Source organism: Oceanobacillus iheyensis HTE831 (genome assembly GCF_000011245.1).
In the GTDB taxonomy this organism is placed as follows: Bacteria; Bacillota; Bacilli; order Bacillales; family Amphibacillaceae; genus Oceanobacillus; species Oceanobacillus iheyensis.
In genome coordinates, this window is the sequence record NC_004193.1 from 2,016,290 (window position 1) to 2,029,996 (window position 13,707).

15 protein-coding genes are annotated in these 13,707 nt (G+C 34.7%); 9 read left to right on the top strand and 6 right to left on the bottom strand.

Annotation, left to right across the window (positions count from 1 at the left end):
* Positions 1-205 precede the first annotated feature (205 nt).
* The 9 genes from OB_RS10260 (at position 206) to sigK (ending at position 8,461) form a co-directional block, all read left to right on the top strand.
* Entirely contained in the window at positions 206-2,623 is a 2,418-nt protein-coding gene (locus OB_RS10260) for a Na+/H+ antiporter subunit A (RefSeq protein ID WP_011066387.1), read from the top strand.
* Complete coding sequence (locus tag OB_RS10265; protein ID WP_011066388.1) at positions 2,620-3,054, top strand: Na(+)/H(+) antiporter subunit B; 435 nt, start codon at positions 2,620-2,622, stop codon at positions 3,052-3,054. Before OB_RS10260 ends, OB_RS10265 begins: the two co-directional genes overlap by 4 nt.
* Positions 3,054-3,392 carry a Na(+)/H(+) antiporter subunit C gene (locus OB_RS10270; protein WP_011066389.1) on the top strand — a complete coding sequence of 113 codons (339 nt, stop codon included), beginning with the start codon at positions 3,054-3,056 and terminating at the stop codon, positions 3,390-3,392. The genes OB_RS10265 and OB_RS10270 overlap by 1 nt, the downstream gene beginning before the upstream one ends.
* The gene (locus tag OB_RS10275) at positions 3,385-4,869 is read left to right on the top strand and encodes a Na+/H+ antiporter subunit D (protein WP_011066390.1); all 1,485 of its coding nucleotides are present in this window, start codon (positions 3,385-3,387) and stop codon (positions 4,867-4,869) included. The genes OB_RS10270 and OB_RS10275 overlap by 8 nt, the downstream gene beginning before the upstream one ends.
* Positions 4,870-4,874: 5 nt before the next feature.
* Positions 4,875-5,351 (top strand): Na+/H+ antiporter subunit E, encoded by a 477-nt coding sequence (locus OB_RS10280; RefSeq protein WP_011066391.1) that lies wholly within the window; start codon positions 4,875-4,877, stop codon positions 5,349-5,351.
* Positions 5,351-5,629, top strand: a complete 279-nt coding sequence (locus tag OB_RS10285; RefSeq protein ID WP_011066392.1) for a Na(+)/H(+) antiporter subunit F1 — start codon at positions 5,351-5,353, stop codon at positions 5,627-5,629. Before OB_RS10280 ends, OB_RS10285 begins: the two co-directional genes overlap by 1 nt.
* Entirely contained in the window at positions 5,613-5,972 is a 360-nt protein-coding gene (gene mnhG, locus OB_RS10290) for a monovalent cation/H(+) antiporter subunit G (protein WP_011066393.1), read from the top strand. Before OB_RS10285 ends, mnhG begins: the two co-directional genes overlap by 17 nt.
* 105 nt (positions 5,973-6,077) lie before the next feature.
* Positions 6,078-7,556: a UDP-N-acetylmuramoyl-L-alanyl-D-glutamate--2,6-diaminopimelate ligase gene (locus tag OB_RS10295; RefSeq protein WP_011066394.1), complete on the top strand. Its 1,479-nt coding sequence runs from the start codon at positions 6,078-6,080 to the stop codon at positions 7,554-7,556.
* Positions 7,557-7,756: 200 nt separating this feature from the next.
* The gene (gene sigK / locus OB_RS10300; RefSeq protein WP_011066395.1) at positions 7,757-8,461 is read left to right on the top strand and encodes an RNA polymerase sporulation sigma factor SigK; all 705 of its coding nucleotides are present in this window, start codon (positions 7,757-7,759) and stop codon (positions 8,459-8,461) included.
* A 179-nt stretch (positions 8,462-8,640) separates the two neighbouring features.
* On the opposite strand, the gene mtnN is transcribed toward sigK, so the two are convergent.
* The 6 genes from mtnN to mltG all read right to left on the bottom strand — a co-directional run bounded on the left by mtnN (position 8,641) and on the right by mltG (position 13,312).
* Positions 8,641-9,330: a 5'-methylthioadenosine/S-adenosylhomocysteine nucleosidase gene (gene mtnN / locus OB_RS10305; protein ID WP_011066396.1), complete on the bottom strand. Its 690-nt coding sequence runs from the start codon at positions 9,328-9,330 to the stop codon at positions 8,641-8,643.
* Between the two features lie 15 nt (positions 9,331-9,345).
* Positions 9,346-10,032, bottom strand: a complete 687-nt coding sequence (locus OB_RS10310) for a YrrS family protein (RefSeq protein ID WP_011066397.1) — start codon at positions 10,030-10,032, stop codon at positions 9,346-9,348.
* Positions 10,033-10,237: 205 nt separating this feature from the next.
* Positions 10,238-10,714 carry a transcription elongation factor GreA gene (gene greA / locus OB_RS10315; RefSeq protein WP_011066398.1) on the bottom strand — a complete coding sequence of 159 codons (477 nt, stop codon included), beginning with the start codon at positions 10,712-10,714 and terminating at the stop codon, positions 10,238-10,240.
* Positions 10,715-10,841: 127 nt separating this feature from the next.
* Positions 10,842-11,474: a uridine kinase gene (udk, locus tag OB_RS10320; RefSeq protein ID WP_011066399.1), complete on the bottom strand. Its 633-nt coding sequence runs from the start codon at positions 11,472-11,474 to the stop codon at positions 10,842-10,844.
* A 12-nt stretch (positions 11,475-11,486) separates the two neighbouring features.
* Entirely contained in the window at positions 11,487-12,149 is a 663-nt protein-coding gene (locus OB_RS10325; protein ID WP_231846938.1) for an O-methyltransferase, read from the bottom strand.
* A 44-nt stretch (positions 12,150-12,193) separates the two neighbouring features.
* Positions 12,194-13,312, bottom strand: a complete 1,119-nt coding sequence (gene mltG / locus OB_RS10330; RefSeq protein WP_011066401.1) for an endolytic transglycosylase MltG — start codon at positions 13,310-13,312, stop codon at positions 12,194-12,196.
* Between the last annotated feature and the right edge of the window lie 395 nt (positions 13,313-13,707).

The window sequence follows — 13,707 nt, forward strand, 5'->3', positions numbered from 1 at the left end:
GCATGCACTTCTCTTATAGGTTATACTGTTAAATAGTTCAGCATCTATATAGTTATCACAACAGAGATATTGTATGTAACTTAAATACAAGGAATTTTAAATTCAGTATGGATGATTTCTTTCCATTGTGGAATCTTAATTAAAAAACCAAAAGATAACTAAATAAAAAAATATGCTTTTTATGTTAGAAAAGGAGGAATTATCTTTGACAGTTTTACATTGGGCTACTCTATCCCCCTTTTTGATAGCCATTCTTATTCCGTTTTTGTATAAATATGTAAGGAAAGTGCATACTGGCTGGTTTGTTTTACTCTTGCCTTTTACTTTATTTATCTATTTTCTTTCGTTTTTATCAAGTACTAGAGAAGGAAATGTAATTTCTGAACATCTTGCATGGGTACCTTCCCTTGGTATCAATTTTAATTTATACATAGATGGTCTTAGTCTATTATTTGCTTTATTAATTACTGGGATTGGTACATTAGTTGTACTTTATTCCATATTTTATCTCTCAGATATTAAAGAGAAGCTGAACAATTTTTATGTATATCTCTTAATGTTTATGGGAGCAATGTTAGGAGTCGTTTTATCCGATAACCTAATAGTTATCTATGTGTTTTGGGAAGTAACTAGTATTGCTTCGTCCTTGTTAATTAGTTATTGGTATGGCAGAGAAAAATCAATATACGGTGCTCAAAAATCAATGTATATCACTGTATTTGGTGGTTTGTCGATGCTTGGAGGATTCTCCCTTTTATATGTAATCGCTGGTACATTCAGTATTCGTGAATTAATTGCAAATGCAGATATTGTTATGGCAAGTTCACTATTTCTACCTGCAATGATTCTTGTATTATTAGGTGCATTTACAAAATCTGCTCAGTTTCCTTTTCATATCTGGCTACCAGATGCAATGGAAGCTCCAACCCCAGTTAGTGCTTATCTTCACTCCGCTACAATGGTAAAAGCGGGGATTTACCTTGTCGCTCGATTAACAGGTGTGTTCGGAGGAAGCCCTGAGTGGTTCTGGATAATTACAATTGCTGGACTAACTACATTGGCGTGGGGATCTATATCCGCTGTTCGTCAAAAAGATTTAAAAGGTATATTAGCCTTTTCGACTATTAGTCAATTAGGCTTAATTATGAGTTTACTTGGCGTCGGTTCTGCTGCATTCTACTTCCAAGATGGTAATAATGCATTATATACTACTGCTATTTTAGCAGCAGTATTTCACTTAATTAACCATGCTACCTTCAAAGGAAGCTTATTTATGGCTGTAGGTATCATTGATCATGAAACTGGTACAAGAGATATAAGAAATCTCGGTGGTTTAATGACCATTATGCCTATTACAGCAACTGTCTCTCTAGTTGGATTAGCTTCAATGGCTGGATTACCACCATTCAATGGGTTCTTAAGTAAAGAATTGTTCTTTACAGGTATGTTGAATGCAACGGAATACGGTATATTTAATCTAGAAACAATGGGATATATCATACCTATTGTCGCTTGGATCGCTAGCGTTTTTACTTTCTTATACTGTATGATTATGTTCTTCCGTACATTTACTGGTAAATTTGATGGAAGCAAACTAAAAGTAGACCATGTACATGAAGCTCCAATTGGAATGCTAATAAGTCCTGTTATTTTAGGAATTCTAGTTATTTTATTTGGTCTATTCCCAAATGTATTAGCTTATTCGTTAATAGAGCCTGCGATGGCTGGTATTTTGCCAGGAATTTTAAACCCAGGTGAGTTTTTCAATGTTCACATTACACATTGGCATGGTTTTATACCAGAACTCTTTATGACAATTGGTGTGATCGTTCTTGGAGTAATTTTATACCTGTCAATGAGTAAATGGCAGAAAACTGCTTTTTACCTTGGTGAAAGAGACATCTTTAATTATGCCTATGACTATGGTTATGACGGATTAATTAAAGGATCGCAATGGATAACACGCATTCAAATGACCGGGCGACTTCGGGACTATTTTATCTATATGTGTGGATTTATGATTCTTCTTATAGGATATACGATGTATAAGTTTAATCTTCCTTCGTTTAACACGATGGAACTTTCCCCAATCGAACCATTTATCTGGATAGTTGCTATCGTATTTATTGGTTCTGTTATTGCAGTACCATTTATCAATAATCGTCTTGGATTGATTATCCTTACAGGAGTAACCGGATATATTGTAGCTCTATTTTTTGTTGTATTCCGTGCACCCGATTTAGCACTAACCCAATTACTTGTTGAAACTGTTACTGTAATTCTTTTCATGCTTGCTTTTTACCACTTACCTAAATTGAAAAAAGAAAAAACAAGCAAAGGTATACATGCGATAAAGCTTATTATTTCAATTTCGTTTGGAGTAATGATAACACTTGTATCATTAAGTGCATTTTCAATGGGTAGTACAGCTGGAATGCCATCTATTTCCGAGTACTTCACTGAATTCTCAAAAGAACTCGCAGGAGGATACAATATTGTAAATGTCATTCTAGTTGATTTTCGTGGTTTAGATACTATGTTGGAGATTCTTGTTGTAGGGGTAGCTGTTTTATCAATAATCAGCCTTATAAAACTCCGTTTCAAAGGGAGTGAAGATGTATGAAACAAGTAAAACCGAATGATGTTATGTTACAAACTTTTGCTCGTATGTTAATTTTTATAATACTTGCGTTCTCCATCTACCTACTGTTAGCCGGACATAATAGTCCTGGAGGGGGATTTATAGGTGGTTTGATGACCGCCAGCGCCATTTTGATTCTTTATTTAGCGTTCGATATGAAAACAATTCGTAAATCCATACCAATTGACTTTGTTAAGATTATTGGAATTGGATTGCTATTTGCAAGTTTAACCGGTGTGGTATCCATGCTCTTTGGATTTCCTTATCTAACTCAATTCTTTGACTATTTTCATATCCCCCTTTTAGGGGAAGTAGAATTGACTACAGCACTACCATTTGATTTAGGTGTATATTTTGTCGTTGTAGGTAGTGCATTAACGATAATATTAACAATCGCGGAGGATGATAATTAATGGAACTATTGATGTCAATCATCATTGGAATAGTATTCAGTGTCAGTATCTATTTATTCATGTCCAGAAGTCTACTCCGTGTAGCTGTAGCAAGTGTAATACTTTCACATGGTGTACACTTACTTCTTCTAACCATGTCTGGATTACAAAGAGGTATTGCACCAATTTTAAGTTTTGAATCTGATGCCTATGCAGATGCCCTTCCACAAGCATTAGTACTAACAGCAATTGTTATTAGTTTTGCAGTAACTTCTCTATTGCTTGTTATGGCATATCGCACATATAAAGTGCATCAAACGGATGATTTAGAAGAGTTAAGGGGTTCTGCTGATGAGTAATTTAGTTATTTTGCCGATTATAATACCATTTATAATAGGTGCTATATTATTAATGTTTGCAAAGCACCATAAAGTACAGCGTATAATTAGTAGTATTTCCATAATTATATTATTAGCTCTAGCTATATATCTTGCTATTTATGCATACCAACATGGTACTCTAGTATTAGAACTAGGTAATTGGGATGCCCCATTCGGTATTGTGCTAGTTGCTGACTTACTGTCAACATTTATGGTATTACTCGCTACCCTTGTTGGAGCGGTATGTTTATTCTTTGCTTTTAAAACAATAAGTCCGGATAGAGAAAAGTATTATTTCTATCCACTTTATTTCTTTTTACTAATCGGTGTAAATGGAGCATTTTTAACCGGTGATCTATTTAATTTATTTGTATTTTTTGAGGTAATGTTAATTGCCTCATACGGATTAATTGTCCATGGTGGTACAGGCTATCAGTTACGAGAATCATTTAAATATGTGATTATCAATGTTTTTGCTTCCGGGTTATTTATAGTAGCAATTGCGTGGATTTACTCTATTACTGGTACAATGAATATGGCTCATATAGGAGAAAGAGTTGCAGAACTTGACCAAGCAGGTGCATTAAATGTGGTAGCTATCCTCTTATTTATTGTATTTGCTTCAAAAGGTGCCCTATTCCCTCTTTATTTTTGGTTACCAAAATCCTATTTTGGTCCTCCAGCTGCAATTGCAGCATTATTTGGTGGATTACTTACCAAGGTCGGGATATATGCGATCATTCGCACTTTTACAGTTATTTTCAATCATGATCCTGGATTCACTCATAAAGGAATTATTGTCACCATCGCTGGTTTTACAATGTTATTTGGCGTGTTAGGAGCTGTATCTCAATTTGATTTCAAACGTATCCTTTCCTACCATATTATTAGTCAGGTTGGATATATGGTTATGGGACTAGGAATCTTCACGCCATTAGCTATGGCGGGCGCTATCTATTATATAGCACATCATATGATTGTAAAAACTGCATTATTCTTATTCGCTGGTGTAACAGAGAAAATAACAGGAACAACTGATTTAAAGAAAATGGGAGGACTACTTGGAAGTCATCCTGCCCTAGCATGGATGTTCTTTATTACCGCTGTCTCATTAGCTGGAATACCTCCTTTAAGTGGATTCTTCAGTAAATTCCCGATCATCTTGGCAGGTTTTGAAGAAGGACAATATGTGATTTCTGGAGTAGCATTACTTGTAGGTTTATTAACACTATTTTCGATGATGAAAATATTCAGTTATGCCTTTTGGGGTAAGCAAAAGCATACAGAAGAACAAGCAAATATCCCTATCGGTAAATTATTGTTACCAGTGGTACCATTAGTTGCATTAACGATAATTTTAGGATTCGCAGCTGAGCCAATCTTCACTTACTCATTAGATGTTGCTGAACAGATTATGGATCCTTCAAATTATATTGAATCTGTCCTTAAGGAGTAGTGATTATGCCTTTTCAAATTTTATTAAATGTATTAATTGCATTTTTATGGATGTTTTTACAGAATGATTATACCGCAATTACTTTCGTAGTAGGTTACCTTATTGGTATATTATTGTTGTTTTTCATCAGACGATTTCTTAAAAGCGAGTTTTATTTTAAAAGAGTTTGGGCAGCTATTAAATTAATTTTCTTATTTTTAAAGGAGTTAATTAAAGCAAATATAGATGTTGTACGTATAGTATTAAGCCCAAAACTTAACAATGAACCAGGAATCGTTGCTGTTGAAACAAAACTAGAGACCAATTTAGAAATTTCATTGCTTGCTGCTTTAATTACTTTAACTCCTGGTACCGTTTCAATGGATTTTTCACCAGATAGTAAGACTATCTATGTACACGCCATTGATGTTCCAGATCGAGAAGAAGTGATTCGTGATGTACAGAATACATTCGAACGAGCGATTATGGAGGTGACAAAGTAATGATGAATACGATTCTTACGATTGCATTAGTAATCATGGCAATAACGCTTGCTTTGTTATTTATACGTGTAATCATTGGTCCTTCCATTCCTGATCGAATTTTAGCTTTAGATGCGATTGGCGTAACGCTTGTAGGTTTTATTGGTATTATCATGATAAAACAAGATACAATCGTTTATTCGGATGTTGTACTTCTGTTAAGCATACTAGCTTTTGTTGGTACCTTCGCCCTATCAAAATTCTTAGAAAGGGGTGCTGTTATTGAGCCAGGGGATTGATACAGTCGTAGTGTTATTGGTAATAATTGGTTTATTCTTTACGGTTGTCTCCGCTATTGGAGTATTGCGTCTACCTGATGTATATTCCCGTACACATGCAGCAGGAAAAAGTGCGACTCTTGGAGTAATGTCAATTATGTTAGCAGTGTTTATTCATTTCTTATCTCATGGTACAATGAATGCAAAAATACTTTTAGCGATAATTTTTCTATTTATGACAGCCCCATTAGCAAGTTTAATGATTACAAGATCTGCATATCGAACAGGAGTTAAATTATCAGATAATACAACTACCAATGATCTTGCGGATATGTATAAAGAACACACAAAAGAATCCAATTGATAAAATTGGATTCTTTTTTCTATATTTTTCAGATTAATAAATATGGAAATTGGAAATATTACTAACAACTTAAATATGATAACTTAAAAATAAGGAGACATCACCTTGAATACTTATGAACTTATTTCATCCTTAAAAATAAAACAACAAATAGGTAAATTACCTAATACTATTTCCTCAATTTCACACAATTCTCGTCAAGTGGACGATAACTCCTTATTTATTTGTATAAGTGGCTTTACTGTAGATGGACATAATTTTGTAGCCGAGGCTGTAGAGAATGGTGCAACGTGTATTGTAGCAGAAAGAGAAGTTAATCTCGATACAAATAAAGCGACTTTAATTATAGTTCCCGATACAAATAAAGCTATAGCAACACTTGCTGCTACTTTTTATAAACATCCATCTCATAATTTAACGATATACGGTGTTACAGGAACAAATGGAAAAACTACAGTGACAACCATTATTAATCATTTATTAACGGATAATGAACTTTCTACTGCCCTGATTGGAACGAATGGATTCCAGATAAATAAAGATATCTATTCTAGCAGTAATAATACAACAAGTGATGTTTTAACAAATCAACATATGCTATATGAAGCAAAAAATCAAGGTGTGACACATGTGGCAATGGAAGTATCTTCACATGGATTAGAACAAGGCCGTCTATGGGGGATTGATTTTACCGTTGCTACCTTCACCAACCTGTCCCATGAACATTTGGATTATCATGGTAGTATGGAAGAATATGCTGCTACCAAGGTGCAATTATTTAGTTCGCTAGCAATTCAACCTAATAAACAAAAAATTGCAGTGTTAAATCGAGATGATAATTGGTACGAATATTTTCAGAAACGAACGCCTGTACAAATCGTTTCGTATGGAATTTATGAACAGGCTGATTTCAGGGCTACCGCTATAAAATATTATAAAGACAGAACTTCATTTGAACTATTAACACCAGAGGGAAGCTTTCAAGTACAAACAAAGCTTATGGGAGAGTTTAATGTTTATAATGTTTTAGCAGCGATCGCATCCGTTTATGTAAAAGAATCAATTCCTTTAACAGATTTAGTTAAATCAATTGAAGGGACTCCTACCCCACCTGGAAGAATGGAAAAATTAGAAAGTAGTGGAAATAGACATATCTATATTGACTATGCTCATACTCCAGATGCACTAACAAAGGCAATTAATAGTTTACTTCCTTTTAAACAAAACAAATTAATTGTTGTTGTAGGAACAGGTGGTGATAGAGACAAAAGTATACGTCCGTTATTAGCCAAAGCTGCATCTGTCGCAGATTATGTTATATTAACGATTAATGATCCAAGACATGAAGATCCGAATAATATATTACAAGACCTTGAAAACGGAATGTTACATCATCAATATACGTGTCTTGAAAATCGAAAAGAAGCTATTCGTGAGGCAATAAATTATTCTTCTCCCAACGATATTATTTTAATTGCAGGGAAAGGAAAAGAGCCATACCAGATTATTAAAAATAAGAAGGTAGCTCATAATGATGCTACTATTGCACTTGAATGCAGTAATGAATTATTTCCAAATATATGAATGAATTTCTTTAGAGGTTTTATATCCAATATTACTCTGGCTAATTCCCGTTAACCAAGGAACTCTTTAGCGTAGATTTTTTTTAATGCATCGATTTTATATGGACAGACACGATTTCACTTCTTCACTCATAAAGTGTTACATAGGCTAATACCTAGCTACTTTGACACATATGCTACAGTTTTAGGAGGTGATCGCGTTTGTCCGGTATATTATCCGTACTTGGCCTTATTATTAAAGAGGCATTGTTTTTTGTATCTTATGTAAAGAATCATTCTTTTCCGCAGCCCCTCCCCCCAGATAAAGAATCTAAATATCTCCAACTTATGCAAGAAGGTGACGAGGTCGCAAGAAACAAACTCATTGAACATAATCTTCGTCTTGTTGCACACATTGTAAAAAAATTCGAAAACACTGGTGAGGATATGGAGGATTTAATATCCATCGGTACAATTGGTCTAATTAAAGGCGTAGAAAGCTTTTCTACTGATAAGGGTACTAAATTAGCCACATACGCTGCTCGATGCATTGAGAATGAGATTTTAATGCATTTGCGTGCCTTAAAGAAGGTTAAGAAAGATGTCTCCCTTCATGACCCAATTGGCCAAGACAAAGAAGGAAATGAAATCAGTTTGATTGATATTTTAGAAGCAGAGAATGAAAATGTAATTGAGTATATTCAGTTAAATATGGAGATATCAAAAATGCAGAAGTATTTTTCTGTATTGGATAAACGAGAACGGGAAGTCATTGTTTATCGTTATGGGTTAAATGATCGAGAAGAAATGACTCAACGTGAGATTGCTAAGAAATTAAACATATCTAGAAGTTATGTATCAAGAATTGAAAAAAGGGCATTAATGAAAGTATTTCATGAGTATTATCGGAAGGAAAGAGACAATTAAAAGAGAACGCTGTCGGATCATGCATTTTTATGCAACGTAAGTGCGACTAGGTAATGATTTGCTCGCTATCGAGGTTTTCAATTTTTTAAGTATCACTGCATAAACACATTTTATGTAAAATGCAAAACGCAGCCAAATTAATTGAGATTATTTGGCTGCGTTTTGTAGTGTTTATTAAATTATATTTTTTTTACCATATTTATAATTAATTGAGCGGCATTTTTACCAGCTGTCTGTAAAAACTGATCAAACGATACAGAGGATTCTTGTCCTGCAATATCAGATAATGCACGAGTAATAACAAAAGGCGTATTGTATCTATAACATACTTGTGCGATAGAGGCTGCTTCCATCTCTAACGCTAGCATACCTGGAAATCGTTGTTTAACAATATCCGTTTGATCCTTTCGTTGCATAAATGAATCACCTGTTGCAATAACACCGATTCTTGAGTTAATTTCTATATCCTTCATAACTTCAGAGGACAATTCAACTAGTCGTTGATCTGCTTTATACGTTGCAGGCATACCAGGAACTTGTCCATATACATAATCAAACGCTGTTGCGTCCACATCATGATGCAATACTTCTTCAGAAATTACTACGTCTCCTACTTGTAAATCGCTAGCAAACCCACCTGCAGAACCAGTATTTATAATCATAGATGGGGAAAATCGCTCATGTAGAATTGTTGTAGCCATAGCAGCATTTACTTTTCCGATACCCGATAATAGTAATACGACACTCTTGTCATGTAGATGCCCTGTATAAAAGTAGCAACCTGCTACCTCTAATTCTTCCATATCTTTCATTTGTTGTTTTAAAAGTGCAATCTCTTCGTCCATTGCTCCAATAATTCCTATTGTCATAGTGACCCCCAAAAACTATTTTTTATCATTCTCAATTAACTCTTCTACTTTGGTAGGCTGCCAACCTTCACCATCAACCCATTGAAGGTATACACGAAACGTTTGTGTTTCATCCTTATCTGAAACGGTCGCAATTACTTTTTGATCGCCACCATTTTCAACAAGCCATTCTACCATGTTGTCCGCATCAATTCCCGTTACCATTGAAGTTGCTTCTTTAATTTCAATTCGATCCTGCGAACCATCATCATACGTTGTTGTATGTGGACCTTCTTGTTCTGTACCAATTGGATCCCAATTGCCTGTATATGCGTCTGAGACATTTTCATCCGATGGTTCTACTGATTCTGTTTCTACATTGTTGTTTTGTTCATTATCTTCATTTTGCTCATTTTCATTTTCTTGTTCGTTATTATCATTATTTTGTTCATCTTGTCCATTTTCTTCGTTGTCTGTAGAATTATTATTTTCTTCCTCTTCTTCATCTGGTTCCGTAATAAGGAAATCAGAGTCTTCATCTGATGATGAATTTTCATTCTCATTAGCATTTTGTTCTTTTCCTCCACTACCACCAAACACCCATATTCCGAGGAGAATTATAACTAGTATACTAGCAGCAATTATACCAATCGTTATAGCTTTTGTACTTTTTCTTCTTTTTTCAAATTTATCCGATCTCGTTTGATTCATATCACGACTCATCAGATTCCCTCCCCATCTTTATAATTGTAGCATACTACCGTATTATCGTAGTGACAACTAATTTGTATGGAAATATCACAACGGTAACCATACTCTATATCATTCGTTTCTAACAGGGATTTTCAGGTTACATTATTCATTTTTAATTGGTTTTACTTCAAAAATGAAATGCCTATAAAGTATGTCACTCTACAGGCATTTAAACTTACTCTACATTTGTAATTCGAACATCTATATCTCCACCTGGAGTTGTTACGGTTACTTCTTCACCAATTTCTTTTCCTAATAAGCTTGTTGCCATTGGGGAATCGTTGGATATTTTTCCTTCAAACGGATCTGCCTCAGCACTTCCTACAATTGTATAGGTTTCTTCATCACCATCAGGTAACTCCACAAAAGAAACGGATTTACCAAGTGATACAATATTAGGATTATCATTATCATTTTCTATAATTACAGCATTACGAATCATTTTTTCAACTTGCGTAATACGTTGCTCTACAAATGCCTGTTCATCTTTCGCAGCATCATACTCCGAATTCTCCGATAGATCGCCAAAGTCACGAGCAACTTTTATACGCTCTACGACTTCTTGTCTACGATCTGTTTTTAAATAATGTAATTCTTCCTCTAATTTATCTTTTCCCTCTTGTGTCATGTAATAACTTTTTTCAACTGTCATCTCTCTACACTCCTTCTTTTCACTTTCCAAATAAATAAGTCTTACAACTTATGCTGGAAACATTTACAATATACTAAAGACTACTATGGCAGATTTATTATTAATTTTCAATATTTCTTACCGTTAATTATAACCCTCTAGATAATATTTTTTCTATTTTAGAAGCCATGATATCAATTGCGACATGATTTTGTCCACCTTCAGGTATGATTATATCGGCATAACGCTTTGTTGGTTCAATAAATTGCAGGTGTGATGGGCGAACATTCTGGATATATTGATCGATTACAGAATCTAACGTCCTACCGCGCTCTTTGATATCTCGCATTAAGCGGCGAATTATTCGTAAATCTGCATCCGTATCAACATAAACCTTAATATCCATTAAATCAACTAAGCGTGGATCTTCAAGTATTAATATACCTTCTACAATAATAACTTCTTTTGGTTCTACATGAATAACGTCTTTTGACCGAGTATGAATTTTATAATCATATACAGGTTTTTCAATTGGTTCATTATGCATTAATTGCTGTAAATGTTCTATTAATAAATCATTATCAAACGCCAATGGATGATCATAATTGGTATTTAATCTTTCCTCGAATGGTAAGTGACTTTGATCTTTATAATAATAATCCTGCTCGATTACCAAAATCGATGTTTCTGTAAATCGTTGACAAATGGAGCGAGTCACAGATGTTTTTCCTGATCCACTTCCTCCTGCTACTCCAATTACAACTGGTTTTTGCTTTGTCATGCCTTGCTCCTCCTAATTTCCTTCTTCTAGCTTATAACTAATTGCTACACCATCACCAATTGGTAAGATCGATGTTTGATAATGTGGATGGTTCATTAGTTTTTCATTATATTCCCGTAATTTTTTTACCATACTACGAAAACGTTTAGGTGTCTCCTCTGGTGCTGCTACGTACCCTCTAAATAATACGTTATCTGTTATGACTAATCCACCATTACCCACCATTAAATCGGCCAGTTCTAAAAACTTGCCGTATTGACCTTTTGCTGCATCAATAAAGATCGTATCAAACCTCTCATTATTTTCCTTCAATCTGCTCATTTCTTCCAAAGCGTCTCCATGAATCACCTTTATGCAATCATCTTTGTTCAAATTGTTAATATTTTCAACGGCATCACGGTAACGTTTTTCATCTTTTTCAATCGTGACGATGGAAGCTTGGGTATTATCTTGCATTCTTAATGCCGAATAACCTATCGCTGTCCCAACCTCTAGAATCCGTTTGGGTTGGTGGATTTGTAACAATACTTGTACAAAATGCATACTCGTTCTATCCATAATAGGTATATTGTTTTCTTCTGCAACAATTTCAAGTTGGTCTGCCCATTCAGGAGAATTAGGAGTTAAACCTGCCAAATAATCTAATATCGTATCATCCATTGTCTTCCCTCTCATCTAAATGAAAACGGAATGTGAAGATATTCTCTCCACAACTCCGTTTAATTAATATATTCTTCTCTATTTTCCACATGCTGTTCAAAATCCTCTGCGAAATGGAGATTTCCTTCTGAATCATGAAGGAAATATAAGTAGTCAGATTCCTCTGGTTCGACTACGGCTTTTAATGAGTTTTCCGCAAAGTTAGAAATAGGTCCTACAGGAAGTCCTTCAACAAGATAGGTGTTATAAGGTGACTCTATCTCTAAATCTTCAAATGTAACTACTTCCTGATGTTCACCTAGTGCATAGATGACTGTAGGATCCGTTTGTAATTTCATTTCATTCTCTATGCGATTGTAAAAAACTCCCGCAATTTGTGGACGCTGTTCTTCTGTTGCTGTTTCTTTTTCAATAATACTCGCAAAGGTAATTGCTTCATGTATCGTAAATTCTGTTGATTCCACCTGTTCACGATAACGATTATATACGGTTTGCGTTTGTTGAAGCATTTTTTCGATAATAGTATCAATACTTGGGTCCTCTTCATAAAAATCATAGGTAGACGCAAATAAATATCCTTCTAATGGCGTTCGTAAATCTTCTTGTAATATTTCTTCCGTTAATATATCCGGATACTTTTCAATTAATTCTTCTATATATGCTTCATCGTTAATTCTTTCAAGAAATTCTTCTTTTGTAAAGCTTAAGTTCTCACTATAAATCTCTGCAATCTGGTCCACTGATAAACCTTCGGGAATTGTTATTCTATGCGTTGCTTCCATAACAACTCTACCTGTTTGCAGTGACTCAATAATTTCATTAAAATCCATGGATGGTGTAAAAGTATATTCTCCCGCTTGAAATTCAGTAATATTATTGAACTTCGTGTAGAAACGAAAAACTCTTGCATCTTTTATAATGCCATTCTCTTCTAGCGTATTAGCAATCACTGAAGTAGAAGAGCCCATAGGAATTTCTACAGCAATTTCTTCATCACTATCAGGGTCAACAGGTTTTAAAGAACTATTAATATATAAATATCCTGAAATTCCACCAATAATTAATATGAGTACCATTGCGATAATTATTATGGATACAATTTTTCTAACAGTAGAAGCCTCTTCCGCTCTTTTTTTCATATTATAAAAGAAACCACCCTGCTTTTCTTTATTCGACACTATGTATCCCCCTTTCATCCGCTATATTATACTAAAAAACGCCAACATATTCCATTATTATATCAAAAGCTTCATGAATCCGTAAGAGCCGTACAAACTGGACCGCGTCTGACGGAGATATAGGAAACACGATGCTACGACAGTAGCAACGATTGTTTCCTTATCGTACAGAAGACTCGGGAAGTTTGATAGGCTCTGATTCATGAAGCTAGACGAATCAAAAGCTTCATGAATCCGTAAGAGCCGTACAAACTGGACCGCGTCTGACGGAGATATAGGAAACACGATGCTACGACAGTAGCAACGATTGTTTCCTTATCGTACAGAAGACTCGGGAAGTTTGATAGGCTCTGATTCATGAAGCTAGACGAATCAAAAGCTTCATGAATCCGTAA